This window comes from Rhodococcus sp. no. 34 (assembly GCF_054589475.1).
The window spans coordinates 102,159-128,138 of record NZ_BAAILK010000023.1; the positions used below are offsets into that span (position 1 = coordinate 102,159).

Sequence of the window (25,980 nt, forward strand, 5' to 3'; positions counted from 1 at the left end):
TCTGGCGTACGACGAGACCGGTGAAGGCCGGATCGTGGAGGTGTTCGGCGATGTCGCCACCGCCGAGCACATCATGATCTTCGTGCCGGGCAACGACAACGGACTGGGAAACTACTTCGACGAGAACCGTCCGACAGGACCACGCGCGAGCGGATGGACACTGGGAAGGATGCTCCGGTCGCTCGGGCCGAGCGACCGCGTCGCGGTGATCGTGTGGGTCGGTTATCGGACGCCGTGGGGATTTCTCGAGTCGTTCTCCCGGACACTTGCAGAACTTGGTGCGATAGATCTGGCGCGGTTGACTCGTATCCTGCCGCGATCGGCGCATGTGACGCTCGTCGGACACAGCTACGGGGCCGTGGTGTGCGGACTCGCTCTCCCGTCGGCGCGAGTGGACGATTGCGTGGTGCTGGGTAGTCCGGGGATGGGGACCAGTTCGCGCGAAGACCTGTGCTTTGCCGGAAATCTCTGGGCTGCGCTTGGTCCGTCGGACTGGATCCGCTATTTCCCACGCGTGAAGATCGGCCGCCTCGGGCACGGCCCGTCTCCAGTTCGGGCGCAGCACGGAGCCATTGTTTTCGGTACCGGTGCCGTTCGAGGGCATTGCGGCTACTTCGCCGATGCAAGCGAGTCGCTGCGAAACATCGCGAGGATCGGACTCGGTCGCTACGACGAGGTCACGCGACCAGGGGAGTTGCAGCCTCGGCTGACCGCGTCAGCAATCCGCGAGGACGGGTCTATCCTGGGAACTCGTGAGTGTCGCTAACGTACGAAGTGCCGGCGGGGTCCAGATCAGCTACCGCGATTCCGGCTCGCATCCCAGTGTGGCCGATCTGCCTCCGGTAGTCCTCGTGCACGGGATGGGCGGCGACAGCGGTACCTGGGACAAGTTCGCGCGGACCTTGCGATCACGCAACCGGCGAGTTGTCTCGGTCGACCTTCGCGGCCACGGCCGGAGCGCTCGTGCGTCGTCGTATCTGTTCGAGGAGTTCGCGGACGACGTCATGGACGTGTGTGATCATCTCGAACTCGAGCAGGTGGATCTGGTCGGCCACTCGCTCGGCGGGCACGCGGCGTCGTTGATCGCGCAGAAACGTCCCACTGCGGTGCGGAAGTTGGTCATCGAGGAAGCGCCGTTACCACTACGTGCGGGTGACCCGGAACAGGTGTTCGCGAGGAAATTGCCGAGTGTCCCAGAACTGTGGCACGCCACAACAAGTTTGGTGCGGCATCCGCGAGCCGCGTTGACGTTCGATCGCTCGATGACACGGTCCGCGCTCGAGCAGTTCCGCCGACCGGATCCGCAGTGGTGGGATCGGTTGCCGCTCATCGAGGCTGACATGTTGTTCCTGCGTGGAGGTCTGGGCGGGATGGTGGATCCTCTTCGCCTCGACGCTGTTGCAGCCACCGTTGCACGCTGCGAATTGGTCTCTTTCCGTACCGGCCACAGTGTCCACCGCGACGGTCATCGCCAATTCGAATCCGTTGTGTTGCCGTTCATTTCCTGAAAGCGCAATACTCGATCGGTGATGCCACGAACCCATCCGAAACGTGCGTGGCACCGAATGTACTTCTATGCATACCAACGGCAACGACTGGTCCGCACACGAATACGTCGACGCGGTAGCACGGTCCGTTCACGGTGAGACAGTTCGATGGCCGCAGGGGCCGAGCATGGATGCGGTGATCGTCCTTCCCGTTCATGCCAGGCACCATCCGGGGAAGAACGCAGTTCTGCTCTGGAATCACGACTTCGGTTGGTCGTGGGGCGTCGAGGAGGCTGATGTGCGAAGGACGATTTCGATAGTCGACACCCTCGGTATCGGCCGGACACCGGATCCGCTGCGCTGTGCGGATCGGGTTATCGAACTGATCAGCGCACGGGCAGTTTGCTCGAGCATGTGTAGCGAAGAGTGATTCGGTCAACTCTGGGGCGACAACGCCTCCGAGAGGACGACGCCCGTGAACCCAGAGAACGTTCCAGCTCCGCATTGTCATTCACTGCCGCGCCGGACGTTCCTCGGTGGCGTCGGTGCCCTTGTCCTCGCGGGAGTGGCAGACGTCGCGGCCGGCGCGGTGAGCGCGGCGCCGGTACAAGCAGCACCCGCCGATCGGTTTCCGCAGAAACCCAACATCGTTGTCATCATCACCGATCAGGAACGCCGGCCGATGTACTGGCCACAAGGCTGGGCTGAACAGAATCTGCCCAACCGCAAGAGGATTGCCGATCACGGGCTGAGTTTCGACCAGGCAGTGTGCAACACCGCGATGTGCTCGCCCAGTCGCAGTACGTTCTTCACCGGCCTCTACCCCGCGCAGCACGGGGTCACCAGAACGCTCACCGAAGGTGGCACTGTCTCACCCACCGAGCCACAGTTGCAGGTCTCCGAACAGAACATGGCAAAGCTGCTGGCGTCGGCCGGCTACAACGTCCAGTACCGGGGGAAATGGCATCTGAGCAAAGGCGTCGAGGGTGGTGATCCGACAAGCGAGGACGTGGCAGGATTCGGCTTCGAGGGGTGGATTCCGCCGGACGCGGGCCAGGACACCAATCCGGATCACTTCGGTGGCGGGTGCGCAGACCATGATCGCCGTGTCGCCGAGGAAGCTGTCGAGTTCCTCTCCGGACCCGCAGTCACATCCGGACAGCCTTGGGCGCTGATCGTCTCGTTCGTGAACCCGCACGATGTCCTCGCGTACCCCCAGACGTGGAACGCGATGAACGGCACGTGCGACAACTACGGATCGGACGCGCCGGGCGCCTTCGAGCAGGGTATCGACTTGCCGCCCACCTTCGACGAGATCCTGGCGCTCAATCACAAACCGACAGCCCAGGTTCAGTCGGAACTGCTGTTGGCAGCCGGGCTCGGGCCGCTGCTCGGACCCGATCAGGCGCGTAACTACATCAACTTCTACGCCTATATGCACAAGGTGGTCGACGAACACATCGGCAGCGTGCTCGACGCGATCGAAGCCACTCCACAGATGCTCGACGACACGGTGATCGTTCGGATGTCCGATCACGGGGAGATGGGGATGAGCCACGGAGGTTTGCGGCAGAAAGTGTTCAACGCCTACGAGGAAACACTGCGCGTTCCACTGGTCATCAGCAACCCCTTGCTGTTTCCCGAACCCGTTCGCACCGACGCCCTGGCGTCGTTGATCGACGTGATGCCCACTCTCGCCACGCTCGCCCAAGCGCCTGCGCGTCAATCGTGGAACTTCCTGGGTACCGATCTGACACCGGTCATCGTCGACGCTGCCGCTTATCCGCAAAGTCCCAGCGCGCAGGTTCAGGACACGATTCTGTTCACCTACGACGATCAGAACTGTGCGACGCCCGACGGTCAGAACATCGTCACGCAGCCCAACCACATTCGGTGCATACGCGAGAGTCGCTGGAAGTACACGATGTATTTCGATCCTGCGGGAGTTGCTGCGCCGCAATACGAACTGTACGACTTACAAGCCGACCCCTTGGAACTGAACAATCTAGCCAATCCGCTCAACATCGGCTCGTATCGGCCGGATCTGGCAGCTCAGATGAACGCCAAGCTCTTCGCAGTGATGGAGACCAAGGGTGTTTCCCTGAAGGAATAGATCGAATTTCGTCAAAACTGATTCACGTTTCAGTTCTGCGGGCATGCTGGTGGGGCATCTGTCTTCGGTTCGGGAAGAAGGAATGTCATGACTGTCACCTCGCCGGGGCGAGAAGGTTTCAGTTCTCTTCGGTCGGGAGGGTTGAACTGGGATTCGTTCCCACTCCGATTGTTCACCAAGGGAAATGCCAAATTCTGGAACCCAACCGACCTCGATTTTTCGCAGGATGCCCGTGACTGGCAGGAGCTGACCAGCGAACAACAGCGCAGCGCCACCTTCCTGTGTGCGCAGTTCATCGCCGGTGAAGAAGCCGTCACCGAAGACATTCAACCGTTCATGAAAGCAATGTCGACCGAGGGACGATTCGGCGACGAGATGTACTTGACGCAGTTCTGTTTCGAGGAAGCCAAGCACACCCAGGTGTTTCGGCTGTGGATGGACGAAGTGGGATTGACCAGTGACCTGCATTCCTACGTCGCTGACAATCCGTACTACCGGCAACTGTTCTACGAGGAGCTGCCGTCGTCGCTACGCATTCTCGAAACAGACCCCAGCCCGGTCAACCAGGTGCGTGCCAGCGTCACGTACAACCACGTCATCGAGGGCAGTCTGGCGTTGACGGGTTACTACGCCTGGCAGAAAGTTTGTGCGACGCGCGGAATCCTCCCTGGCATGCAGCAATTGGTGCGAAAGATCGGTGACGACGAACGACGGCACATGGCTTGGGGAACGTTCACCTGCCGAAGGCACGTCGCCGCCGACGATCACAACTGGGACGTCGTCCAGCAGCGGATGGGTGAACTCATGCCCATGGCCCTCGGAATGATCAACTGGGTCAACGATCAATTCGAGGTGCAGCCGTTCGGTTTGGACAATCAGGAGTTCCTCGAGTATGCCGCAGACCGTGCGCAGCGCCGACTTTCGGCGATCGAGTCTGCACGCGGGCGCGACGTCGCCGAGATCGACCTCGACTATTCGCCGGAGACCCTCGAGGAAAAGTTCGGGGCAGAAGATGCCGCTGCGATGAGTGAGGCGGCCAAATGACTGCGAATTCTATTGGGGCCAAGCCGAGTTCTGGATGACCTCGACAAAATCGATGTGCCGAAATCCCGGCACAAAATGTTCGAGTACGTCAGCGTTCACCGTCCCGAACGTACTTTCGGGACGGTGCTTGAAGCCGTCGGTGAAGGCCTTCAAGATCTGATTCTTGAAATCCGGACGGGGGTGGGCCGCGGTGACGGCGTCGATGTCGGCCTGGTCGAGTTCGCTGTATCCGATTCCGAGTACATCGGTCTCCACACCCGCTGTCACCAAGGCGATTTCGGGCTCCAGCCGCGAGGGGACCTCGGGCGTCGTATGTAGCGCGATGCCTTCCCACACTTTGCGGATTTCGGTTTCGTCGACTTCGTAGCCGGTGAGGAATCGCCGCGCTTCGTCCGCGCTGTCCAATTCGAATCGCGCCGTACTGTCCCGGAATTTCTCGGTGAGCCCCAGGTCGTGAAACATGGCGCCGACGTAGAGCAATTCAGGGTCGGCGTGCAGTCCCAAACGCGCGCCTTGCAGCGATCCGAAGAGGAAGACGCGTCGCGAGTGGTGAAACAGTAACTCGGACGCCGTATCTCGGACGAGTTCGGTGGCGTCGGCAGCCATCTTCGAATCGGGGATTTTCACACCGGCAATGATCGTGTTCATCGGTACCTGCTCTGCTCGTCGCTGCTGCGAATTTCTCGGTCTGTCCCAGTGTCGGTCGAGCACGCACGCGGGCGCACCCTGATCTCGGCCATACTGTCCACAGATCAGGACGAAGGGGAGCGATCGTGACCGCAGTGCATCGAGTTGCCGTCCTGGTGTTCGACGGCGTCAAACTGCTCGACGTCGCAGGTCCGAGTGAGGTGTTCGCAGAGGCCAATCGCGGCGGAGCGAACTACGAGTTGGTGATCTGCTCGGTAGGTGGACACGATGTCGACTCGTCGACCGGCATGCGCATTCCGGTCGACTGTGACGTCGCAGATTCCGGTTCCTTCGACACGTTGCTGGTCATGGGTGGCGACGTGTTCCCGTCGATGCCGGTGAGTCCGGAACTGCGTGACGCAGCGAGCGATCTGGCGGGACGTTCGGGTCGGGTTGCATCGATCTGTACCGGGACTTTCATCCTGGCGGCGAGTGGACTGCTCGACGGACGCCGCGCAACGACGCATTGGCAACACACGGCAACGCTGGCGCGCGCCTATCCGCAGATCACGGTAGTTCCCGACGCCATTTTCATCCAGGACGGCACGGTGTTCTCGTCTGCGGGTGTGACCGCCGGGATCGATCTCGCGCTCGCATTGCTCGAGCGAGATCATGGTGCAGAAATGGCCCGACGCGTCGCACAGCTTCTGGTGGTATTTCTCCAGCGTCCAGGTGGGCAGTCACAGTTCTCGCCGTCGTTGAGCGGGCCGCGGCCCCGGGTGCCCGCGCTTCGCGCAGTGGTCGAGGCGGTGGCCGCCGATCCGGCGGGGGAGTACTCGGTCGACGAACTGGCTGCCCTGGCTCACCTGAGCCCACGGCATCTGACGAGGCTCTTTCGGGAAGAACTCGGTACGACGCCGGCCAAATACGTCGAGTTGATCCGTTTCGACTCCGCGAAAGCGCTCCTCGATGCCGGCCACTCGGTGACCGAAGCCGCGCAATTGGCGGGATTCGGCAGTTCGGAATCCCTACGACGAGCATTTTCGACGCATCTCGGAATCTCGCCGCAGGTGTACCGCCGTCGTTTTCAAGCTTTCGGCTGAGACTGACTTTCGTGCTTGCCTTGCGGCGGGCTCATGCCCTGCTTGTCGAGCCAGGCAAGGCTGTAGTCCGCGATCTCACGCCAGCCGTGGTCGATGGTCAGCGAGCGACCTCGATCGCCGAAGACCTTGTATTCGTTGATCGTCGGGGCCTTGGCGTACTTCTTGAACGAGCTGTCCGAACTGGCTTTCGGGACTGTGCGATCCTTGCCGCCGCCGATCATCAGGAGTGGCCCGCGGCGAGCGTTGAAATCTACTGCAGCGGGGCTGTGGGGCGCGAAGTTGGCGAGTGCTGCCTCGAACAACGGCCGACCAGGGGCGGGAATCGCATACTGCTCGAACAATGCGTCGGACTCGTCTTTGGACACGGCACTGGCGAAGGACTTGTGGAACGACTCTCTGTTGTGTGAGTACGCCTTCCGGTAGTTCCCGGGGTTGGACAGGACCGGGAAAACACTGCCCAGTTGAACGAGGGGAAGTTTCAACACCCCTTTGGGCTGAGCCGGGTCGATGGCAATTGCCGCGGTCGCCAGCTTCTGGCCCAGAAGTTTCTGCGCGATCAAACCTCCGAACGAATGCCCCACCACGATCGGTGGTTCGTCGAGATCGGCTATCACCTTGGCGTAGTGATCCGTCACGTCCTCGATGCCGTGTCCCGCGATGTCTTCCGGGTGTTCACGCGTCTCACCCACGGTCGACGCGTCCCCTGGCCATCCCGGCGCCATCGTGGGGTATCCCTGCGCGTTGAAAACCTGCGCCCAGGGGTCCCAGGTGGTCGGGTGCATCCAAAGTCCGTGGATGAACAGAACAGTCGGGTTGGACTTGGGCGACATGCGCGCTCCCCGCTATCGGACCGATGATCGATACGGAATGCCCGCTTTTTACAACCTCATTCACATTTTCGGCGAGCTCTTCCGTCGGGCCGTTCCGTTCTGTTGTGCGAAGATGGCACGATCGTGGCATGGCACCAACTGGACCTGCGAAGGCGATGGCACTGTGGACCACCGCTTTTGTTGCCTCACAAGCGAATATTGCTCGCCTACTCGGGCCGGTGGCTCCCAAAGTATTGGAAGTGCAGACGGCGTTCTCCGCTCGCCGGTACGTCGAGATCTTGGACTCCATGGACGAAGAGGCCACGGCACGATTTCGTAGTCACTACTACCCCGACTTCGTACATCCCGCGATCTACGCGATGGCTTTGCGGTCAGCGGGCACGAGGCTCGGGGAGCGGGTTCCCCTTTCCCCGGCAACTCGGCGCGCCCTTGCCGTAGTGCCGGTACTGTCGGCGGCCGGCGACTACGTCGAGAACGTGGTCGGACTCCATTTCCTCGATCATCGCGACAGGATCACCGACTCGAGGGTTCGCGCCGCTTCGACCGTCAGTATTGCCAAATGGGTGCTCGCACTCGGAACTCTCGGATATTTGTCGCAGGGTTTTGTCAGAGTATGGGTATCGCGAAAATGAGGAGCACTGATGGCAGTCGAACTCGGCACCGAATACTTCGCTGACGGAGCAGAGTTCCGTCGATGGCTGTCCGAGAACCACGAGGTGGTCCCCGGCCTTTGGCTGAAAATGGCCAAGAAGACCTCGTCGCACAGTTCGATCGACTACGACCAAGCGTTGGACGTTGCCCTGTGCTTCGGCTGGATCGACAGCCTCGCACGGCGAATCGACGACGATTTCTTCGTACAGAAGTTTTCGCGACGCACCGCGCGGAGTCCGTGGTCCAAACGCAACGTCGAGATAGTCGCCCGCCTCGACGCTGCGGGACTTCTCGAGCCTTCCGGCATCGCCGAGATCGAGAAGGCCAAGGCCGACGGTCGATGGGATCGCGCGTACGAGGGATCAGCCAAGGCCGAGGTCCCGAAAGACTTTCTCGATGCGCTCGCGGAAAACCCGAAGGCTCGTGAGTTCTACGCGACGCTCAATTCCACCAACCGATTCACCATCGCGTACCGACTGCAGGAGGCAAAGCGTCCGGAGACGCGAGCCAAGCGGATCGAGAAGTTCGTGAACCAGCTTGCGGAGGGCAAGAAGTTCTACTGAGCTGCCGCGTCACTGGCCACAGGGACTTGCGAATCGACACCCAGCGAGGCTGACACAATGGGCCTCGTGATCGAAGCCGAAACCTGTTCCGCGCTGTCTGCTGTCGATGAACCGCTGGCAGGCAGCGCTGCCGTCGTGCAGGGCTGGGTATGCCTCGAATTCAATGCCGCGTGGGGTCGTGACGTGTTGGACGGTACGGCCTTGGGGGAGGAGCTTGCCGCCGAGCTGAGCCGCCGAGCCGATGCAGCGAACGTACGAATCATGTTCGTTCGGCGACCCGGGCGCACCGATCCGATGACTGATGGACACACCGTCCTGCTTGCGCGCTCCGATCCGAGCGACTCATGGTGTGAAAGGTTGCACATCGATTCGCCGATGGAATTACTCGACGTCGATTTCTTCTTGTTGGATGGGCCGCCACCAGGACTGGGCGAGCAAGTGACCGAGCCAGTCGTATTGGTTTGCGCACACGGCAAGCGCGACCAGTGCTGCGCTGTATTCGGCAGGCCGATCGCCGCAGCGCTGATGTCGTCCTTCGGACCCCAGGTGTGGGAGTGTTCGCATACCGGCGGGCACCGATTCGCGCCGTCGATGATCCTGTTGCCGAGCGGCAATACGTACGGCCGTCTGTCCGCAAGTGAGAGTGTCACGGCCGTGGAGGTGGCTTCCCGAGATCAGGTCCATTTGCCAGGCCTGCGTGGACGGAGTTGCTGGTCTCCTGCGGGGCAGGCTTCGGAAATTGCTGTGCGACAGCAAATAACCTGCGGAATCGACGGCTTGGCTGTCATCGAGCAGGCGAGTGACGGGACATGCGTCGTCGCACATGTGGACGGCCGGCGATGGGCGGTGGAGACGGCACTCTCCGAACTCGCGCCGCGTCCACCGAGTTGCGGCGCGGCGCCCAAGCCGGTCAGGCCAGTTGTGGTCACGTCGATTCGAGACCTGTGATTTCATCGTCGGTATTCTACGATCAGTCTCGATGAACTCGGGTGTGGGTCATCGCTACTGCAACAGGAGCGCAATGACTGCGGGCGGTAATTGACGTTGTCCGAGAAGGTTTACGCGTTGGCATCCGTCGAGTTCGACTGCCATCCGCGTGCCGCCCGATCCGTCGGGACGAAGTACGTCGATCGAAGCGATGTGATGGGCGACGAGATCGCATGGGCCTGCAGGTGGCGCGGTGGATGCAACCTCCATCAGATCAGTACTCTGCTGGCGTGACAAGCGGATTCGGGACTCGGGCAGCGGCGGTTCGGTGGAATAGCGGCACACCCGTAGTCTGCCGACGTCGGAAATCGGTGTAGCCAAAGCTGTTTCCGTCAGTGGGCGCGCGTGAGTGTCTTCGTGTTCTGCCATGCGACTCATGTCAGCTTCAGTGGTCGTCGCGAACGGTTGTCCGATCGACTCCGCGCAGGTTCCGGCGTCATCGGAGGAGATGCCGTCGACCGGATGCTGCGCGCGGCTGATCTCATGTAGTTGGCTCAGGGCTGCGTGTGGTTTCTCTTGCAGTCCGCAGGGCGCGGTCGGCCAGGTAGGGCGTATGGCTGCTCCTGCTTCGTCTACCAGCCACAAACCGGCTGGCGGGACGAGACGGTACGCGCAGTCGGCCCGGACGTTGGCAGGAAATCGACGAGACTGTTCGCGGAATGCATCGTCCACCGCGTGGATGTCCCCCTCGAGGCGTATGGAGTCGATGGTCAACCCACCGTCGGACGTTTCTCCGCGTTCGCATCGAACAACGGCAACGGGGCTGAAATCAGGAGGCGGGTAACCACTTCCCTCGGGGCGAAGTGCGATGCTGCTGTCGCGTGCCTCGGGGGCTACGAGCGCGGCGGTGATATCAGGGGCGAGGCAGTCTGCCCGATCGACCGCCATCGCGACCGGTGGAGTGAAAGATTCATAGTCTCGAACGCCGGTCCAAACCAACGCAACGGCGACGACACTGACGACGACGATAAAGACCCCAGCTGTGAATCGTCCACTCATACATCGACACTATGTGCTTTTGCGATGGATTGAGGCGAAGTCTCGACCATTGCGGGTGCGACGTAGCATCGCTGCTATGACAGTCGATTTGGTTGCGCCTGACGAGGCCTTGTGGGTGTCCTGGTTGGAGTCGCGTGACGAGTGGGGTGGACCGCAGGCGGATCAGCCCGGTTCGGCGTTGGGAGTTGCGCAACGTCTGGATCTCGACCTTGCATCACGCGATGGATTCGGGCACTGGGTGCAGGAGTTGTTGGCGCAGCCCGAGGCGTTGCCGGGGCCCGACATTGTCCCGGCAACCAACTGGTGGATCGTGCGAGACGGCAGGTATCTCGGTGCTATCCAGTTGCGACACAGCTTGAATGAGTTCTTGGCTGATCTTGGTGGTCATATCGGCTACGGGATTCGGCCGTCGGAACGGCGGAAAGGGATAGCGTCGGCTGCTCTGCGGGAAGTGCTCACGTATGCCGGCGACCCGGTGGGCTCAGTGGAGTCCTGATTACGTGCGACGAGACCAACGCGGGTTCGCGTAGGGCAATCGAAGCGTGCGGGGGACTTCTCGATAGCGTGCGCCCAGCTGATCAGTTATCGCGCAACCTCGGCCATTCGGGAGACACGCTTCGCTACTGGGCGGCCACGGGCCGGTCAAGCGCCAGTTGACCGTTTTTGACCGTCAACGGGAAGTCGCGGTCGCAGGGTAGGCGACACGGGACGCGATGCTTTCGCTGAGGTCGTGGATTTCTGCGGCGAGGACGTCTCGGCTCTTCGTGTCCGACTCGTGAACGAAGGTTGTCGATCCCAGTGTGGCACCGCAATATTCGATGATTCCGCGTTCGATCTGTGTCCGGAAGGCCTCGTACACGCCGTGTCGGTCGAAACTCTCGGCGTCGTCACCTGCGACTGGAATCAGGTGGACGGTGAGTCGGTCCAGTTTCTTCACGAATTCGCTTCCCGGGGTGAATTCGTACGCCCATCCGCTGACGAAGACTCGATCGATCCAACCTTTGAGTAGTGCGGGCATCGACCACCAGTACATCGGAAACACGAGAATCAGATCGTCTGCACGATCGATTCGGTCCTGCTCGGCTACAACGTCGGCCGGGGGAGTCCCTTTGCCGCGGAACAGGTTCACATCGGCTTCGGCGAATCGGGGATCGAAATTCTCGGCATGTAGGTCCGCGAAGTCGACGTCGCCGCCCAGGTCGCGGATCGCGTCGGCGGTAGAACGGGCGACATGCTGGGTAAGTGACTGAGGATCGGAGTGGGAGACTACGACGAGTGTGGTCATGAGCGTCCTTCGGTAGATGGTGCGCTTATGTACCAAGAGTAGGTTACTATTGGTATATAGCGCAAGGAGGTGTCCGATGGCACGTACGAGACTGTCGCGAGCCGGCAGGTACGAACAACTCGTGGAGGTGTCGTGGGCATTGGTGCGAGAGGAGGGTGCGGACGCGCTGACCCTTGGTCGGTTGGCTGAACGTGCCGGCGTTGCAAAGCCAGTTGTATACAGCCATTTCGCCTCTCGCGCCGCGTTGTTGGCAGCCCTCTTCAAGGAATTCGACGATCGTCAGACGGTGATGCTCGAGGAGTATCTCGATGCCGCGGATGAGTCTCTGAACGGACGCGCGAATGCCATCGCCGACTCCTACGTCGGATGTTCGCTGGCGCAGGGGCGTGAACTGACGGGTGTGCTTGCAGCGCTGGAGGGTTCGCCCGAGCTGGAGCGGGTCAAGCGTGAATCGGAACACGCCTATTCCGAACGATGTCGGGAGGTGCTGACTCCCTTTGGTGCGGGCGGAGGACTTGCGCAACCTTCGATGACCGCAATATTCGGTGCTGCAGAGGCACTCTCGCATGCGGCGGTAGCGGGAGCGCTCTCGCCCGACGATGCTCGAAGCGAACTTGCCGCACTGATAGTCGCGGTGGTCGGCCGGACCTGAGGTCACCGGTTATCTTGGTGCCCATCCAATTCGACGCGCTCACGCATGGATTCGGATATCGCTGTCAGAGTTCTGACGAACGCGTCGATCGCGGGAGCAAATGGAGGTTTGCCGTAGGTTGCGACGGAGACAGTGCGTCGCTCGCCGGGAATGCGGTGTGCGCGGATACTCGGGTTCTGATGTGCCTGGAGGGCGAGGGCCGGAAGGGTGCTTACCCCGCTTCCGGAGGCGACCAGGGCTTGGACGGCGACGTAGTCGTCGGTCTCGAACTCGATCCGCGGAATGAATCCAGCTCGATTGCAAGCGGTGAGGAGGTGGGCTCGGCAGCTCGGGCAACCGGCAATCCAGGTCTCACCGGCGTAGTCCGTGATCTCGTTGGTGGCATCTGCATTCCGTGCAGAGGTGATCAGGTACAACGGATCTTCCAGTAAAGCCGTCTGCGCGACATGCTTGAGCCCGACTTCAGGGGTGTCCTCGTGTGCGAAGACAACAGCTACATCGACATCGTTGTTACGGAGCAGTGCAAGTGCTTTGGGTGGTTCTGCATCAACGAGGCTGATGGACACATCGGGGTACTGGGACGTGAACGCTGCCATCGCCTGCGGAATCAAACTCGCCAGGGCTGACGGGAATGCGGCCAGTCGTAGTCGCCCGGTCCTCAGTCCGACGTACGTCTGGACTTCGGCTACCGCTGCGTCGACGTGGCCGAGGATCTCGGTGGCTCGCCGAACCAGCACTGCGCCGGCGTCCGTCAGGCGCAGTCCACGACCCGCTCGCTGGAACAGTGGAACCCCGACTTCCGATTCGAGCTGTCGAAGGTGGTGACTGATGGAGGGCTGCGCGTAACCGAGATAATCGGCGGCGGCTGTCACCGATCCTTCCTGTGCAACAGCGACCAGGACCCTCAGCCGAATTAGATCGAGCATGCCAAAATCATAGAAGATTTCGATGCTTTGGACGAAAACACGTATTGGATCTATGAATCGGTGTTTGGCAGGGTGAATCACATGGCACCGGCATCTGATCTCACGGCATCAAACCAGCTACATCCACCCGTATGGGCAGACATCGAGCGTGCCAGTCAGGTCGTCCGACGGCGTCTACCGGTCACGCCCCTGATATCGCACCCGACCTTGGGTGCGGGCTCGTGCAGCCAATTGTTCGTCAAACACGAGAACGTGCACCCCACGGGTGCGTTCAAGGTTCGCGGCGGACTGAACCTGGTGGCAGGACTGGATGAGGCGACGCGGGCGCGGGGGATTGTCGGCTACTCGACCGGAAACCATGCTCAGTCCTTGGCGTATGCCGCAGCGGGTGTGGGCGTGCGGTGTGTGATCGTCATGCCGGTTGGGGCGAATCCAGTCAAGGCTCACGCTGTCCGCATGCTCGGAGCCGAGCTCATCGAGCACGGTGTGAACTTCGACGAAGCACGTGCTCACGCCGATTTCATCAGCGAACGTGACGGCCTGCGTCTCGTGAGCGCCGCCAATGAGCCGGCAATCCTCGCCGGTGTTGCAACGGCCTACGTCGAACTCCTCGAACAACAACCTGATCTGGACGCGGTGGTGGTCCCAGTCGGTGGCGGCAGCGGCGCCGCGGCGGCGTGTCTCGTCGCCAGTGCGCTTGCACCGCACCTCGAGGTGTTCGCAGTGCAGTCTGAGGCCGCACGAGCCGCACATGACTCGTGGAGTTCCGGCACGTGCGTCGAGCGCCCGAACACCACCCGTGTCGAAGGGCTTGCGACCGGTGCCGGGTTCGCGCTGACTCAACGTGTCTTGCGTGAACGCCTCGGGGGATTCCTGCTCGTCACTGACGACGACATCACCCTCGCACAGCGGGCGTTGCTCTACGACGCTCACACTTTGAGCGAAGGCGCCGGTGCGGCCGCACTCGCTGCGGTCTATGCGCATCCGAACACCTTCGCTGACAAGCGCGTTGCTGTTGTCTGCACGGGCGCCAATGCCTCCGAGAATGAGATCCGCAGGATCGTCGGCTAACCGGTGGCATGACCGGAACCATGGGCCAGTTTGGTAGGGCGGCACCAATTTTGCATCGCGTATGTGTGTCTGGAACAAGATTTCGCTTCCACGATTGAGCAGAGTGAACAGGGTCGCATCTCGCGACAGCAAGGCCACCGTGGAGGAGACGTGATGCTGCCGACAATCGTCGTTCGGGACGGGACTGTGCTCGATGGTAGAGGGAGCCCGCCCAGGAAAGCGGATGTTGCGATCTCCGGTGACACAATCGTGGAAGTCGGAACGATGGGTGCTGTGCCGGGGGCGATCGACATCGATGCTCGCGGTTGTATGGTGGCTCCCGGTTTTGTGAATGTGCTCAGCCATAGTTACCTCACGCTGCAGCAAGACCCACGAGGATTGTCGGACTTGTATCAGGGGGTCACAACCCAGGTCTTCGGTGAAGGCGTGTCTCTCGGACCGGTCACGGGTTCTATGACTCCGGCGATGCTCGGATTGGGTGCGATTCCACTTGGGGTGCAATCACATTGGCCGAGGTTGCACGATTTTCTCGAATCATTGGAGACGAACGGCGTCGGTTTCAACGTGGCGAGCTTCGTCGGCGCAGCGAATCTGCGCATGGTGGTTGCGGGTGTGGACGATCGTCTGTTGAGTGAACAAGAGCTGGCCGAAGCGTGTGCCCTGCTCGACGAGGAGCTTGAAAATGGAGCTCTCGGAGTGGGTTCGGCTCTGATCTATCCACCCGGAAGCTATGCCGATATCGGCGAGTTGCGAGCATTTTCGCAGGTGCTCGCCAGACATGATGCCGTCCATATCTGCCATCTCCGAAGCGAAGGGCAGAGGCTTCTCGAAAGCATCGAGGAACTGATCGACATCGCTCGAACGACAGGAGCGCGCGGGGAGATCTACCACCTCAAGGTTGCTGGTAAGTCGCACTGGCACAAAATGTCAGAGGCCCTGCAATTGGTTGAGTCGGCTCGCGAGGACGGCGTGCGAATCACCGCGGACGTATATCCGTACGAGGCGGGGAACACGCTGCTCAGTGCCGCGTTGCCACCGGAGTTTCGGTGTCGTGACACCACGGCCGGGCGCACGCACCTGAACTCGAGCGGTGTCCGAGACCAGATCCGCGAGAGGATCCATCGTGAGGACGAGGACTGGGAGAATCTCTATGCTGCGTCCGGAGGTGCCGATGGGGTGACGATCTTGTCCGAGGTACCGGCACTCGGGATCCGAGCGGGGGAAGATCTGGGATCTATTGCTCGGAGGATGGGGCATCACGACCCGGTGGACACCATACTGGCTGTTCTCGACGCTCTCCCCACAGCCGAAGCTGCCTATTTCATTGCGTTGGAGGACAACACGCGAATTGCCTTCGAGCGTCCCTGGGTTTCGGTTGGTTCCGATGCCGATGCTCAAAGCACGGAGACCCTTTTCGCGGGGCAACCCGTCCACCCCCGTTCATTCGGAACTTTCGCCCGTATTCTGAGCCGCTACACCCGCGGCACCAGCGGGCAATCAGTCGAGGAATGCGTTCGCCGAATGACCAGCCTTCCTGCTGAAAACTTCGGTTTGGCGAAGCGGGGCTACATTGCGCCAGGGGGATACGCCGATCTGGCGATCTTCGACCCCTCGCAGGTAGAGGATCTCGCGACATACGACAACCCAAGAGTGTATGCGACCGGAATGCGGCACGTTGTGGTCAATGGGCAACCGGCACTGTCGGACGGGGTGCCGACGGGGAAGCTTGCAGGGCGCGCACTTCGGCGCTCGCGCAACGGGTTCGATGCAGTGAGGTGACGAGCTGGCACCGGGGTCAGCTCCGGATCGGCGAAGCGGCCACTGCCGGGAACGACCCTTCAGCGGCCACTTCGCCGGACCACGTGAGAGCCCTCAGAATTTCGCCGGGGTTTGCGGAACGATCATGGCCACCAAAGCCGCCGCAGCCGTCGCGCCGACCAGGACTCCGAACGCGGCCATGTACGAGAACTGGTCCACCATCCATCCCATCACGAGGGGGGTGATGAAACCGGCGAGCTGTCCACAACCGTTGATCAAACCCATTCCGGAACCGAGGAATTCGGCAGGCAATGCCCGCAACGGGAGGGCGAAGATCGACATCGAGCACAGTCCGCTGACGCCCATCGCGAGGGTTTGATAGAACGTGAACATCGCGACGGTATCGGTGGTAGTCATCAAGAACAGCAGAATGGCGGAGGTGGCCATGCACGGAACGAGCAGAATGCGCGCGCTGTCGTGAAAGTACTTGTCCACCAGACGTCCACCGACGACGATGGCCAATGCCGTGACGATGAACGGGATCGCCGCGAAGATTCCCGTATCGATCAGCGAGAGCCCCTTTTCGTTGAGGAGGTAGCTCGGCACCCAGGTCAACAGCCCATATCCGGCCATGTTGGCCAGGCAGAACAGAAGTGCGAACTTCCAGACCGAAACGGACTTGAATACCGCGGCGCGTGAGTGTTCACTGGCGAGCGGTTGCAGTGCGGCCTCCGGATCTTCCGTGATCTCTGTGTCCAACGGCGCCGGGAGCACCAACCAGACGACTGTGCCGATCACGGCGCCGACTATGGCCACCAGCCAAAATGCGTCCCGCCAACCGGCGGCCATGAGAACTGGGGCGATGATCAATGGTGCGATGCCGGGGCCCAGGTTGTTTGCACCGATCATGAAGCCCATGGCCGTGGCGCGAGTTTTCGGACGGGTTCGCTCAGCCAGAGCTTTGAACGACGCTGCTGGGAAGAGACCCTGGCTGAGCCCGAACATCGCACGCATGACCATCAGCGAGACGAGTCCCCAGGCGAATCCTGTCAGTGCGGTGAACACCGACCACAGGATCAACGCAACGATCAACAGTGGCCGGGGTCCGAATCGGTCGGCCAGCATGCCGCCGGGGACCTGCCCGAGCATGTAAAAGATGGCGAAGATCGACACGACTCCGCCCAATTGCGTATTACTGAGGGAGAATTCGTCTCCGATCATCGGCAGTGCAAGCCCGATCATCACGCGATCTATCATGTCGATCATCCAGATCGTACTGAGCAGCCCAACAGTCATAGTCGTTGTTCGACGAATTGACTTGTTGTCCAATATGTTTTGTATCGACTTGCCGCCGCTATGCGAGGGTTCCTCAACTGTGGCGCGTTCCGACTTCATCATGCCTCCTGAATTGCGTTGTGCCGCATGGACTGATGAAGTGTGGCAGCGGACACGTTGGCCGCATTGGTCCGTTCGGCCAATAACCGACCGAATGTTTCGTCGGGCGGTACAGCGTCACTCGGGTGAGATTCCGGGTGACGCTGTCACCAGAGCCTTAACTGCACAAAGCTCTGTCCACGGTGTCTACGACGTGTTGCGTGGCGGACGCAGTCGTGGGAAGAGCAGTCACCGCAAGGTTTACGGCGCGCCCGTTGTCGGTGATGCCGCCGCGGGTCTCGTAGCCGACTATGTCGCCGCCATGGCCCCAGTAGACCCCGCCGCACGAGAGAGTCCTGCTGGTGAGGCCGAGGCCGTACTCGAGTCCGGTGGGCCCGCCGACGTGGACGGTGGTACGCATCTGGTCGAGTTCGGCTGCGGGGAGCAGTCGTCCGTCGAGTAGCGCGTAGAGGAACTGGTTGAGGTCCGACGTGGTGGAGATCAGCTGCCCTGCGGCCCATCCCCACGACGGGTCCATCTCTGTGACGTAACTCAGTGGGCTGTCTGGTGCGGTGCGGTGGTATCCCTTGGGATGGGGACCCCGGATGGTCATGTCTCCCGGGGATGGGAAGTAGGTGTCGCGCAGGCCGATCGGCGCGAAGATACGTCGATTCATCTCCTCGGCGAGGGGGCGGCCGGTAACCTTCTGTACGAGTAGGCCGGCCAGAATGTAGTTGGTGTTGCTGTACCCCCAACTCGTTCCGGGCGGTGCGTCGGCGGGGTGTTGGAACGCGACGTCGAGCAAATCGTGGGGGTCGGCGTAGCGGTATCTGATCTCTTCGTCATTGACGTGTATTCCGTAATCGGGGAGTCCGCTGGTGTGTTGGAGGAGTTGGCGGATGGTGATGTTGTGGCCGTCGATCCCGTCTCCGCGGACGAGTCCGGGTAGGTAGGTCTCGATGGGGGTGTCGAGTTCGATCTTTCCTTCGGCGACCAGTTGCAGGACCACTACTGCGGTGAAGGTTTTGGTGTTGCTGCCGATTCGTATCTGGCCGTTGGGGGGTACCTCTGATCCGGTGGTCAGATCACCGACTCCTGCGGTGTAGTTGCGGGAGTTGCCGTTTCGGTCTTGGATGCTTGCGAGGGCGGCGGGTAGTCCGTCCTCGCTCACCAGCGCGTCGAGGGAGCGTTGAACCGCGTCGGACTCGGTGGAGGAAGAACCGACGGTATCGGGACTGAGGGCGGATGACGGCGAGCAGGACGCCAGCGTCATGGCACCGAGGGCCGCCGCGGCAACGACCGAAAAGGTCCGGTGCCGTTTGCGGTCCTGCCGGCGATCTGAGGAAGGGAAGCCCTTTCGAATATTGTTACGCATCAGTAGAACTCCTGAGGATTGGTAGGGTTCGGGACATCGTTCGCTCGGGAAGAATTGTTGTTCGATGTTGCGTGCGAAGTCGTGCACGAACATGTTTCCTTCACTCCTCGCACATCGCTGCGTCGACAACTCGCTGTGCTGCTACGAAGGCGTCCTCGCTCATCGGGATGTGATTGAGCGTGAGAGTCACAGCGCGTCCTGTGGTATCGACTCCGCCCGAGGTGCCGAAGCCGGGAATTCCGCCGCCGTGACCCCAGATCTCCTTCCCGCAGGAGTTGTTCACGCGGACTAGTCCGAGTCCGTAGCTGTCCTGCGGGCTCCTGTCGAACGGCACGGTGTGTTTCATCTCGGCGAGCCTGTCATTCGAGACGAGATCGCCGCGTAGCAAAGCCGTGAAGAAAGTGTTGAGGTCGGCGCCCGTTGCGACCATCGCACCTGCGGTGTCGGCCCACGACACGTCGCCATCGGTGACATCGACCTGAATGCCGTCAATCGGGTGATAGCCCTGTGCATGAGAACCGCGGATCTGTGTCTCGCGGGAGGCGGGAAAATAGGTGTCCATCAGTCCGAGCGGATCGATTATGCGGGTGGTGATCTCCTGCGCGGCAGGGCGTCCTGTGACCTTCTCGATGAGCATCCCGAGCAGAATGTAGTTCGTGTTCGAATAGACAGCCTTGTCTTTGGCTGCCGGGCCGGGTGGAAGAGACATTGCGATATCGACCAGTTCAGTGGGGGAGAAGTGCTCCGATGGTTGTGCGCTTGTCCCCACCAGCAGCTGGCCGGGCTTGATGTCTTCCGGCCGTGCTCCGCCGGCGGCGAGGTAGTCCGTCAGTCCACTGTTGTGCTGCAAGAGATCTCGAATGGTGACTCGGTTGCCGTCGTTCCCGTTGCCTACGATCGTTCCGGGCAGGTAATGCTCGATGCTCATATCGAGGTCGAGCAGTCCGTCGTCGACGAGTTGCATGACGACGGTCGAGACGAAGGCCTTTGTGTTGCTGCCGATTCGGACCCGCGCATCATCGGGGATAGGCTCGCCGGTGGCGGTGTTTCCCATTCCTGCACGAATGATGCGAGTGCCCCGCGACGGGTCGGAGATCACGAGTTGTGCGCCGGGGATCCCCTGCTCGATGACGCCGTCGAGCGCCTGTTGCACGGCAGCGTCGCTTTGCCGAGTGGAATCAGTGGAGTCAGTGGTGTCACCACATCCGCTCACGCCCAATATGAGGGCTGCAGCGGTGACTGCCGGAAGCACGGTGAGCAGGGGGCGACGTCGAAGAGTGGTCATTGGTTGTGGTCTCCTGTTCGTCGAATCTCGTGGTGAGTTCCACATGCAGAGAACAGTATTGACGTGCATACGCGTCCTCCATGGTGCGAAGTGCAGTCTCTCGGTGGTGCGTGCCGGAGCGTACGGGGTGTAGCTGGCTGCACCTCGGAGTCCCGCGTCTCGCGGCCGATACTGTCGGTTTGACGAGCTATTTCGGAGTAGGCGGCCTTTGGTGATTGACAGGAGGCCTCAGCGACAAAGGGCGATATCCACCGCGTGTTCGAGTTTTCTCCGGGTGGCGTCGTCGACTACTTGCATGCTGACCGCGATGTTCGCTTCGCGTCCGTCGTCGGTAGCGCCCCCGCGTGTCTCGTATCCAGGGAAACTGCCGCCGTGGCTCCAGGACAGGCCGCCACACGGTAGCGGACGGCTGACCAATCCAAGTCCGTAGCGGGCATCGGGTCCGAAGGTTTCCTCCGCGGGGACGGTTGTGCGCATCTGGTCGAGTTGGGCTGCGGGGAGCAGTCGTCCGTCGAGGAGTGCGTGGAGAAACTGGTTGAGGTCCGAGGTGGTGGAGATCAATTGCCCTGCGGCCCATCCCCACGAGGGGTCTATCTCTGTGATGTCGACGGGAGGCGCGTCCGATGACTCCCGGTAGTAGCCGCGGGGGTGAAGTTCCGAGATCTTCTCGTCGTATGGTTCAGGAAAGTATGTGTGCTGCAGATCGATCGGCGCGAAGATTCGCCGGTTCATCTCCTCGGCGAGGGGTTTTTCAGTGATCTTCTGTACGAGTAGGCCGGCGAGAACGTAGTTGGTGTTGCTGTACTTCCAACTCGTTCCGGGGGCGAAGTCGGCAGGATGTTCGAGCGCGATGTCGAGAAGTTCGCGTGGGTCGTAATATCGGACTTCGTCTTCCAGGTAGTTGCTGTAGTTGGGGAGTCCGCTGGTGTGTTGGAGGAGTTGGCGGATGGTGATGTTGTGGCCGTCGATCCCGTCTCCGCGGACGAGTCCGGGTAGGTAGGTCTCGATGGGGGTGTCGAGTTCGATCTTTCCTTCGGCGACCAGTTGCAGGACCACTACTGCGGTGAAGGTTTTGGTGTTGCTGCCGATTCGTATCTGGCCGTTGGGGGGTACCTCTGATCCGGTGGTCAGGTCACCGACTCCTGCGGTGTAGTTGTGGGAGTTGCCGTTTCGGTCTTGGATGCTTGCGAGGGCGGCGGGTAGTCCGTCCTCGCTCACCAGTGCGTCGAGTGAGTGTTGAACCGCATCGTGCCGCGCAGCGACGGTATCGGCGGACGACGAGCACGCACCGAGGGTGACCACGCTGAGAGTCATTGCGACGGAACAGAGGGCGCGGTGCCGTTTCCGGCTTTGTCTTTGGGGTGAGGGAGGTTGGCCCTGTCGACTGTGGCGGCGCATCAGTAGAACTCCTTGGAGAGATTGATCGGTCTGGACACGATCCTGTCTGCTGGAGGATTGGTCGCGCATCGCTCCGACGCGGGAAAACCATCTCCCTCGATCGGGGGAGGCCATCGCCGAGCGGCCCAGTCATACTTGTCGAATCATGATCACAGGACTACGACCGCTGATGCGAGGCTCTACATACTCAGCTGTACTTTTCGCCTTTTGTGGTGTGTTGGCAAGCCTGCCACTTCTGGTGGTTGCGATGTTGCCTGCTCTCGCGTGGCAATCCGCACCCGAGTTCGTCCGGGTGCTTTCGGTCCTGCTCATATGGGTGACTTTGGTAGGAGCACTCGGCCTGGTGCATCCTGTGCGACGCGCGCTCATCGTTTCTGCCCGCCGACTGCTGCAGGTGTCGCTGCCGAGTCCAGCGCTCGGACACCGTACTCCTAACCTCTCGGACATTGATCGCTGGCGGGCCCCGCTCTGGATTGTCCTGCATGTCATGGTGGGTTGGCTGGCGGCGCTCGCGACCAGCGTCCTTTTCATCATGGGTATTTCGCTCCCGGGGAACTGGCTCGGCGGCACGGCGCGAATCAGTCTGTTCGATACGTCGGTTGACGTGACGGGTGGATGGACCTGGGTCGTGGCGGCCGGCTGCCTCCTGCTTGCGGCAGGAATTTGTGTCCTGGTGGCAACACTGCTGAGATGGCTGGCGCCACGACTGTTGGGGCCGTCCACGGCCGAACGGCTCGCGCTGGCGGAAGAACGTGAACTGCAACTGGCCGAACGTAATCGGGTCGCTCACGAGTTGCACGACTCGATCGGACACACGCTCACCGCCGCCACGATCCAGGCGGCGGTGGCCGGCGAGGTGCTTGCCTCCGATCCTGCCGCAGCGAGGGCCGCCATGCGTAGCATCGAGGAGTCGACACGGGCAGCGCTCGAGGACCTGGACTACGTACTGGGTGTACTTCGCGAGGAGAGGCCTGGGGCTGTACCTTCTCGGACGCTGTCGGACTTGCCTGCGTTAATTGATCGGTTGCGGCATGCGGGGGCGGTTGTGGAGGTGAACCTTTCGGGTGACCTTTCACAGATCCAGGGGACACTCTCTCGCGCGGCGTACCGGATCCTGCAAGAGGGGACGACCAATGCTCTGCGGCACGGGGACAGCGGGCCGATCGAAATCACGGTGGCAGTCGGCTCGGAGAGCGTCGAGCTCAGAGTGGTCAACAGCACCGGGGCAGTGACCGGGGGAAAGGCAGACGTAGTTCGAAGATCAGGGCGCGGCCTGGCAGGTTTGTCCGAGCGCGTGCGACTCTTGAACGGTGAGTTCAAGGCTGGACCGGACGGAGCCCAGGGCTGGCGATTGAGTGTTCAGTTGCCGGTACGGGTGGCACGATGACCGAAGCCAATTGGAGTGAGGACGCCGCCAACCCTGCAAGCATGCCAGTCACCCTGCTGATTGCGGATGACGACGACGTTACCCGCAGCGGCCTGCGTATGCTGCTCGCAGCTCAGCCCGGGATTGTGGTCGTCGGCGAGGCTTCCGACGGTATCGAAGCAGTGGAGCTTTCGCGGCAACTTCGTCCGGATGTGGTGCTGATGGACGTGCGGATGCCGCTGCGCAACGGAATAGAGGCAACTCGGCACCTCCAGGCCGAGTGCACCGAACCGCCGAAAGTCTTGGTAATCACCACTTTCGAAAACGATGGCTACGTCACGGCCGCACTCAGTGCGGGCGCGAGTGGCTTCGTGCTGAAGCGGCTCCCAGTCTCGCAGATCGCAGCGGCAGTACGTGTGGTGGCGGCGGGCGAAGTGATCCTGTTCCCTGCCGCGCTACGCCGGATGGTTACGCCCCGCCCGTTGGTCTCCGCTGAGGCGTTCCCGAATGCAGCGCTGACAGCAAAGGAGGAAGAGGTATTGCGGTTGATGGCCACCGGGCTGTCCAACTCGGATATTGCTCAGGTTCTGGTTGTGAGCCTGGAGACAGTGAAAACGCATGTCGGGAACGTGCTGGCAAAGCTCGGTGCTCAGAATCGGACGCACGCTGTCGTCATCGCCTACGAGTCTGGTCTGGTGGTCCCGGGGTCAGGCACCGATACGGAACCCTGTGCAACTGGCGGTTGATCGCATTTGTCAGCGTGACCCGGTGAGGATTCGCCGACTGAACCTACAGATCCGTTCCTCTTGCCGAAACGCTCCGAGACGAAGTCACACTACCGGTCACCAGTGCGTACCGGGCACGAGTCGGGCGGCACGACGGCCGAGTTTGCGGATGCGCGAGCGCGAGTGGTGCTGTCGCGTCGGTATTGCCGGAGCGTCTGCCGGAGTTTCCTTGTCTACCTGACCCTTTGCCGCCGGAGAGTCGGGGAATGCCTGGTACATCTGGTTGAGAATTCGGTCCTTGGTGTGCGGTGCGAACAGGGTTCCCAGATCACCCAGGGTTCCGAGTGGTACGTCGATGCGTTTGGGGCGGTCGATCAGCGCGCGGATCACCATTGCCGCAGCCTTTTCCGGGCTGGTGATCGGGCCGTTGTTGTATTCGCCGGTCGGAGCGATCATCGGTGTTTCGACCAGGGGCATGTGGATGGTCGTGAAAGTGATTCCGTCCGCCAGGGTTTCAGAGGCGGCTACGTCCGAGAAACCGTCGAGGGCGGCCTTGCTCGCCACGTAGGCCGAGAATCTAGGCGTTGCCGCCTGGACTCCCGCGCTGCTGATGTTCACGATGTGGCCGAAGCGGCGAGAACGCATGGTCGGTAACAAGGCGAGCACCAATCGCACAGCGCCGAAGTAGTTCACTGCCATCGTTCGTTCGTAGTCGTGGAAACGATCAGTGGAGTGGTAAATGCCGCGCCGGATGGATCGGCCGGCGTTGTTTACCAACATGTCTACGTGATCGTGTTCTGTCAGAATGCTTTTGATCGTGTGCTGGACCGACTCGTCGTCGGTGATGTCGCAGGGGTAACCGAACGCCTTGCCTCCGGCTGATCGAATCTCCAGTACCGCGGCATCGAGTTCGTCGGTGCGGCGTGCGATCAGGAGAACGGTGGCGCCTTTCTGAGCGGCGGCAATGGCCGATGCCTTGCCGATTCCGGAAGAGCCTCCGGTGATCAGAACGATCCGACCGACGAGTGGTCCTTCGGGATTGTTACGTCGTGCGCGATTGGGATCGAGGTTTGCGCGCCAGTACTTCCACAACACAGTGGAGTACGACCCGAACTCGGGGACCGCCAGTCCCGATCCGGCCAGGGCGGCAACGGTTCTCTCCGAGGTGAAGGTCGGCGCCATCGTCATGTTGTCGAGCAATGCTGCAGGCATGCCGATGCGATCGAGGAAGACCTTCCGTGCCGATTCCGCCGAGTCCATCGGCAAGGGCGAGACAAAGGGTTTGGCGATCACGCCCGGAAGGCTGAGTGCGGGCCGGGGTGCTCCGGCGGCCTTGGCGAGTCCGGCATAGATTTCGCGTACCGGTTGAGGTTTCGGATTCACGAGATGGAATGCTTCGCCGTCGTGGCCGGGTGCGTGCATCAATTCGACGAGGGCGGCGGCTACGTAATCGACGGGCACCACATTGGTTGCGCCGAGGTTGGGGATCGGGACGGGGAGTGCTGCAGGTAGTTTCGCGAGTAGCGCCAGTCCTGGAAACAAGTAGTACGGACCGTCGATCTTGTCCATCTCCCCGGTGACGGAGTTGCCGACCACGGCAGACGGCCGATAAACACGCCAGGTGAGGCCTTCTCGTTCTCGAACGAGCTTCTCGGCCTCGAACTTGGTTCGGTGGTAGGGCGTCGGAAAGCCTTGGCCGCAATCGAAATCGGTCTCGCTGAACGTGCCCGGATAGTCGCCTGCGACTGCGACCGATGACACGTGATGAAGGGTGGCTCCCAGTTTCGCAGCAAGTTCGACCACGGAGCGTGTGCCCTCGACATTCGTCGAAGCCTGCTCGTCTCCGGCGGTGATGTCGTAGATCGCGCCGAGGTGAAGGACGTGGTCGGCAGGTGGGGGAGAATCGATGCCCAGCCCAGGCTCGGTCAGATCTCCAATGAGCGGATGCACGCGATCGCCGCCGGGAATTGCCGACACCTGTTCTTCGAGTTTGGCGACAGAACCGGCTCTGACCAGCACATGGATCTGAGCAGTTTGATCACGCTCGAGCAGGAGTGGCAGTGCAACTCGTCCGAGAAATCCAGTACCGCCAGTGACGATGTATGTGGCCATAGTCGGTAACTTACTCCAAAGTAAGATCAGCGGCTAGAGGGAAACGAACATCAATGCGTCATGACCCCGTCCTCGGCGTCGAAGTCGATGCCCGCGGAGATGATTCCGGAGAACAAGAAGGCGACGGCAAGCGCAAGAGCGGGGATTGCAAGGATCCATTCGAAAATTGTCATGCTCCAAGTCTGACGAAATCAGCTTCGGAGAACATCGCCCTGCGGAGCGATTTAGACGATCGGGCAGTCATCCTCG

The 25,980-nt window shown here is 61.3% G+C and carries 26 protein-coding genes; 15 read left to right on the forward strand and 11 right to left on the reverse strand.

The features are described 5' to 3' along the window. The 5 genes from ACYP01_RS06445 to ACYP01_RS06465 form a co-directional block, all read left to right on the forward strand. The coding region (locus ACYP01_RS06445; RefSeq protein WP_459678998.1) for an alpha/beta hydrolase at positions 1-766 on the forward strand (766 nt) is incomplete at its 5' end. Then, a complete protein-coding gene (locus tag ACYP01_RS06450) occupies positions 753-1,508 on the forward strand; it encodes an alpha/beta fold hydrolase (protein ID WP_459679000.1) in 756 nt (251 codons plus the stop codon). The genes ACYP01_RS06445 and ACYP01_RS06450, both read left to right, overlap by 14 nt. Before the next feature lie 67 nt (positions 1,509-1,575). After that, positions 1,576-1,917, forward strand: coding sequence for a DUF6292 family protein (locus tag ACYP01_RS06455; RefSeq protein ID WP_042449709.1), 342 nt, complete (start codon positions 1,576-1,578; stop codon positions 1,915-1,917). 45 nt (positions 1,918-1,962) lie between these two features. Beyond that, positions 1,963-3,600 (forward strand): sulfatase-like hydrolase/transferase, encoded by a 1,638-nt coding sequence (locus tag ACYP01_RS06460; protein WP_083057671.1) that lies wholly within the window; start codon positions 1,963-1,965, stop codon positions 3,598-3,600. A gap of 87 nt (positions 3,601-3,687) precedes the next feature. Then, positions 3,688-4,644 carry a R2-like ligand-binding oxidase gene (locus ACYP01_RS06465; protein ID WP_003940790.1) on the forward strand — a complete coding sequence of 319 codons (957 nt, stop codon included), beginning with the start codon at positions 3,688-3,690 and terminating at the stop codon, positions 4,642-4,644. Between the two features lie 9 nt (positions 4,645-4,653). On the opposite strand, the gene ACYP01_RS06470 is transcribed toward ACYP01_RS06465, so the two are convergent. Beyond that, a complete protein-coding gene (locus ACYP01_RS06470) occupies positions 4,654-5,292 on the reverse strand; it encodes an HD domain-containing protein (protein WP_459679003.1) in 639 nt (212 codons plus the stop codon). Positions 5,293-5,417: 125 nt separating this feature from the next. Here ACYP01_RS06470 and ACYP01_RS06475 point away from each other — a divergent pair, with 125 nt between their 5' ends. Further along, complete coding sequence (locus tag ACYP01_RS06475; protein ID WP_228402080.1) at positions 5,418-6,374, forward strand: GlxA family transcriptional regulator; 957 nt, start codon at positions 5,418-5,420, stop codon at positions 6,372-6,374. Here the strand turns inward: ACYP01_RS06475 and ACYP01_RS06480 are convergent. Continuing rightward, positions 6,359-7,204 carry an alpha/beta hydrolase gene (locus ACYP01_RS06480; protein WP_459679005.1) on the reverse strand — a complete coding sequence of 282 codons (846 nt, stop codon included), beginning with the start codon at positions 7,202-7,204 and terminating at the stop codon, positions 6,359-6,361. The two genes, ACYP01_RS06475 and ACYP01_RS06480, sit on opposite strands and share 16 nt — an antisense overlap. Before the next feature lie 128 nt (positions 7,205-7,332). Between ACYP01_RS06480 and ACYP01_RS06485 the strand changes: the two genes are divergently transcribed. The 3 genes from ACYP01_RS06485 to ACYP01_RS06495 are packed head-to-tail and all read left to right on the forward strand — an operon-like array spanning position 7,333 to position 9,366. Continuing rightward, positions 7,333-7,836 carry a hypothetical protein gene (locus ACYP01_RS06485; RefSeq protein ID WP_459679007.1) on the forward strand — a complete coding sequence of 168 codons (504 nt, stop codon included), beginning with the start codon at positions 7,333-7,335 and terminating at the stop codon, positions 7,834-7,836. Positions 7,837-7,845: 9 nt separating this feature from the next. Continuing rightward, a complete protein-coding gene (locus tag ACYP01_RS06490; protein WP_459679010.1) occupies positions 7,846-8,418 on the forward strand; it encodes a YdeI/OmpD-associated family protein in 573 nt (190 codons plus the stop codon). 57 nt (positions 8,419-8,475) lie between these two features. Beyond that, on the forward strand, positions 8,476-9,366 hold the full coding sequence (locus ACYP01_RS06495) for a sucrase ferredoxin (protein ID WP_459679012.1): 891 nt from the start codon (positions 8,476-8,478) through the stop codon (positions 9,364-9,366). A gap of 54 nt (positions 9,367-9,420) precedes the next feature. On the opposite strand, the gene ACYP01_RS06500 is transcribed toward ACYP01_RS06495, so the two are convergent. Further along, positions 9,421-10,404 carry a hypothetical protein gene (locus tag ACYP01_RS06500; protein ID WP_054826215.1) on the reverse strand — a complete coding sequence of 328 codons (984 nt, stop codon included), beginning with the start codon at positions 10,402-10,404 and terminating at the stop codon, positions 9,421-9,423. Positions 10,405-10,480: 76 nt separating this feature from the next. Between ACYP01_RS06500 and ACYP01_RS06505 the strand changes: the two genes are divergently transcribed. Further along, a complete protein-coding gene (locus ACYP01_RS06505; protein ID WP_459679016.1) occupies positions 10,481-10,900 on the forward strand; it encodes a GNAT family N-acetyltransferase in 420 nt (139 codons plus the stop codon). Positions 10,901-11,074: 174 nt separating this feature from the next. On the opposite strand, the gene ACYP01_RS06510 is transcribed toward ACYP01_RS06505, so the two are convergent. After that, positions 11,075-11,689 (reverse strand): NAD(P)H-dependent oxidoreductase, encoded by a 615-nt coding sequence (locus tag ACYP01_RS06510; protein WP_054826214.1) that lies wholly within the window; start codon positions 11,687-11,689, stop codon positions 11,075-11,077. A 76-nt stretch (positions 11,690-11,765) separates the two neighbouring features. Here ACYP01_RS06510 and ACYP01_RS06515 point away from each other — a divergent pair, with 76 nt between their 5' ends. Beyond that, complete coding sequence (locus tag ACYP01_RS06515; RefSeq protein ID WP_042449699.1) at positions 11,766-12,341, forward strand: TetR/AcrR family transcriptional regulator; 576 nt, start codon at positions 11,766-11,768, stop codon at positions 12,339-12,341. A gap of 2 nt (positions 12,342-12,343) precedes the next feature. Here the strand turns inward: ACYP01_RS06515 and ACYP01_RS06520 are convergent, their stop codons facing one another. After that, on the reverse strand, positions 12,344-13,267 hold the full coding sequence (locus ACYP01_RS06520; protein WP_054826213.1) for a LysR family transcriptional regulator: 924 nt from the start codon (positions 13,265-13,267) through the stop codon (positions 12,344-12,346). Positions 13,268-13,348: 81 nt separating this feature from the next. On the opposite strand from ACYP01_RS06520, the gene ACYP01_RS06525 reads away from it, so the two are divergent. Beyond that, positions 13,349-14,338: a threonine ammonia-lyase gene (locus ACYP01_RS06525; protein WP_321999834.1), complete on the forward strand. Its 990-nt coding sequence runs from the start codon at positions 13,349-13,351 to the stop codon at positions 14,336-14,338. 249 nt (positions 14,339-14,587) lie between these two features. Continuing rightward, the gene (locus tag ACYP01_RS06530) at positions 14,588-16,117 is read left to right on the forward strand and encodes an N-acyl-D-amino-acid deacylase family protein (protein WP_459679021.1); all 1,530 of its coding nucleotides are present in this window, start codon (positions 14,588-14,590) and stop codon (positions 16,115-16,117) included. Positions 16,118-16,210: 93 nt separating this feature from the next. On the opposite strand, the gene ACYP01_RS06535 is transcribed toward ACYP01_RS06530, so the two are convergent. The 4 genes from ACYP01_RS06535 to ACYP01_RS06550 form a co-directional block, all read right to left on the reverse strand. After that, on the reverse strand, positions 16,211-17,353 hold the full coding sequence (locus ACYP01_RS06535; RefSeq protein ID WP_324292754.1) for an MFS transporter: 1,143 nt from the start codon (positions 17,351-17,353) through the stop codon (positions 16,211-16,213). Between the two features lie 295 nt (positions 17,354-17,648). Then, positions 17,649-18,845, reverse strand: a complete 1,197-nt coding sequence (locus tag ACYP01_RS06540; RefSeq protein ID WP_459679024.1) for a serine hydrolase domain-containing protein — start codon at positions 18,843-18,845, stop codon at positions 17,649-17,651. 100 nt (positions 18,846-18,945) lie between these two features. Next, positions 18,946-20,130, reverse strand: coding sequence for a serine hydrolase domain-containing protein (locus ACYP01_RS06545; protein ID WP_459679027.1), 1,185 nt, complete (start codon positions 20,128-20,130; stop codon positions 18,946-18,948). 228 nt (positions 20,131-20,358) lie between these two features. Continuing rightward, positions 20,359-21,444, reverse strand: a complete 1,086-nt coding sequence (locus ACYP01_RS06550; RefSeq protein ID WP_230359678.1) for a serine hydrolase domain-containing protein — start codon at positions 21,442-21,444, stop codon at positions 20,359-20,361. 253 nt (positions 21,445-21,697) lie between these two features. Here ACYP01_RS06550 and ACYP01_RS06555 point away from each other — a divergent pair, with 253 nt between their 5' ends. Then, positions 21,698-22,915 (forward strand): sensor histidine kinase, encoded by a 1,218-nt coding sequence (locus ACYP01_RS06555; RefSeq protein WP_459679030.1) that lies wholly within the window; start codon positions 21,698-21,700, stop codon positions 22,913-22,915. Beyond that, positions 22,912-23,640 (forward strand): response regulator transcription factor, encoded by a 729-nt coding sequence (locus ACYP01_RS06560; RefSeq protein WP_459679033.1) that lies wholly within the window; start codon positions 22,912-22,914, stop codon positions 23,638-23,640. Before ACYP01_RS06555 ends, ACYP01_RS06560 begins: the two co-directional genes overlap by 4 nt. Positions 23,641-23,736: 96 nt before the next feature. On the opposite strand, the gene ACYP01_RS06565 is transcribed toward ACYP01_RS06560, so the two are convergent. Continuing rightward, entirely contained in the window at positions 23,737-25,731 is a 1,995-nt protein-coding gene (locus ACYP01_RS06565) for an SDR family oxidoreductase (protein ID WP_459679035.1), read from the reverse strand. A gap of 50 nt (positions 25,732-25,781) precedes the next feature. Continuing rightward, positions 25,782-25,904 carry a hypothetical protein gene (locus ACYP01_RS06570; RefSeq protein ID WP_003940840.1) on the reverse strand — a complete coding sequence of 41 codons (123 nt, stop codon included), beginning with the start codon at positions 25,902-25,904 and terminating at the stop codon, positions 25,782-25,784. Positions 25,905-25,980 lie beyond the last annotated feature (76 nt).

What these genes read in the sequence shown, in the direction of transcription:
- ACYP01_RS06490 (WP_459679010.1), top strand. Translation starts at nt 7,846, where the DNA reads ATGGCAGTCGAACTCGGCACCGAATACTTCGCTGACGGAGCAGAGTTC.
- ACYP01_RS06485 (WP_459679007.1), top strand. Translation starts at nt 7,333, where the DNA reads ATGGCACCAACTGGACCTGCGAAGGCGATGGCACTGTGGACCACCGCT.
- ACYP01_RS06500 (WP_054826215.1), bottom strand. Translation starts at nt 10,404, where the DNA reads ATGAGTGGACGATTCACAGCTGGGGTCTTTATCGTCGTCGTCAGTGTC.
- ACYP01_RS06565 (WP_459679035.1), bottom strand. Translation starts at nt 25,731, where the DNA reads ATGGCCACATACATCGTCACTGGCGGTACTGGATTTCTCGGACGAGTT.
- ACYP01_RS06505 (WP_459679016.1), top strand. Translation starts at nt 10,481, where the DNA reads ATGACAGTCGATTTGGTTGCGCCTGACGAGGCCTTGTGGGTGTCCTGG.
- ACYP01_RS06550 (WP_230359678.1), bottom strand. Translation starts at nt 21,444, where the DNA reads ATGACTCTCAGCGTGGTCACCCTCGGTGCGTGCTCGTCGTCCGCCGAT.
- ACYP01_RS06510 (WP_054826214.1), bottom strand. Translation starts at nt 11,689, where the DNA reads ATGACCACACTCGTCGTAGTCTCCCACTCCGATCCTCAGTCACTTACC.
- ACYP01_RS06555 (WP_459679030.1), top strand. Translation starts at nt 21,698, where the DNA reads ATGCGAGGCTCTACATACTCAGCTGTACTTTTCGCCTTTTGTGGTGTG.
- ACYP01_RS06495 (WP_459679012.1), top strand. Translation starts at nt 8,476, where the DNA reads ATGGGCCTCGTGATCGAAGCCGAAACCTGTTCCGCGCTGTCTGCTGTC.
- ACYP01_RS06480 (WP_459679005.1), bottom strand. Translation starts at nt 7,204, where the DNA reads ATGTCGCCCAAGTCCAACCCGACTGTTCTGTTCATCCACGGACTTTGG.
- ACYP01_RS06515 (WP_042449699.1), top strand. Translation starts at nt 11,766, where the DNA reads ATGGCACGTACGAGACTGTCGCGAGCCGGCAGGTACGAACAACTCGTG.
- ACYP01_RS06570 (WP_003940840.1), bottom strand. Translation starts at nt 25,904, where the DNA reads ATGACAATTTTCGAATGGATCCTTGCAATCCCCGCTCTTGCGCTTGCC.
- ACYP01_RS06540 (WP_459679024.1), bottom strand. Translation starts at nt 18,845, where the DNA reads ATGCGTAACAATATTCGAAAGGGCTTCCCTTCCTCAGATCGCCGGCAG.
- ACYP01_RS06465 (WP_003940790.1), top strand. Translation starts at nt 3,688, where the DNA reads ATGACTGTCACCTCGCCGGGGCGAGAAGGTTTCAGTTCTCTTCGGTCG.
- ACYP01_RS06545 (WP_459679027.1), bottom strand. Translation starts at nt 20,130, where the DNA reads ATGACCACTCTTCGACGTCGCCCCCTGCTCACCGTGCTTCCGGCAGTC.
- ACYP01_RS06525 (WP_321999834.1), top strand. Translation starts at nt 13,349, where the DNA reads ATGGCACCGGCATCTGATCTCACGGCATCAAACCAGCTACATCCACCC.
- ACYP01_RS06560 (WP_459679033.1), top strand. Translation starts at nt 22,912, where the DNA reads ATGACCGAAGCCAATTGGAGTGAGGACGCCGCCAACCCTGCAAGCATG.
- ACYP01_RS06470 (WP_459679003.1), bottom strand. Translation starts at nt 5,292, where the DNA reads ATGAACACGATCATTGCCGGTGTGAAAATCCCCGATTCGAAGATGGCT.
- ACYP01_RS06455 (WP_042449709.1), top strand. Translation starts at nt 1,576, where the DNA reads ATGCATACCAACGGCAACGACTGGTCCGCACACGAATACGTCGACGCG.
- ACYP01_RS06520 (WP_054826213.1), bottom strand. Translation starts at nt 13,267, where the DNA reads ATGCTCGATCTAATTCGGCTGAGGGTCCTGGTCGCTGTTGCACAGGAA.
- ACYP01_RS06535 (WP_324292754.1), bottom strand. Translation starts at nt 17,353, where the DNA reads ATGATAGATCGCGTGATGATCGGGCTTGCACTGCCGATGATCGGAGAC.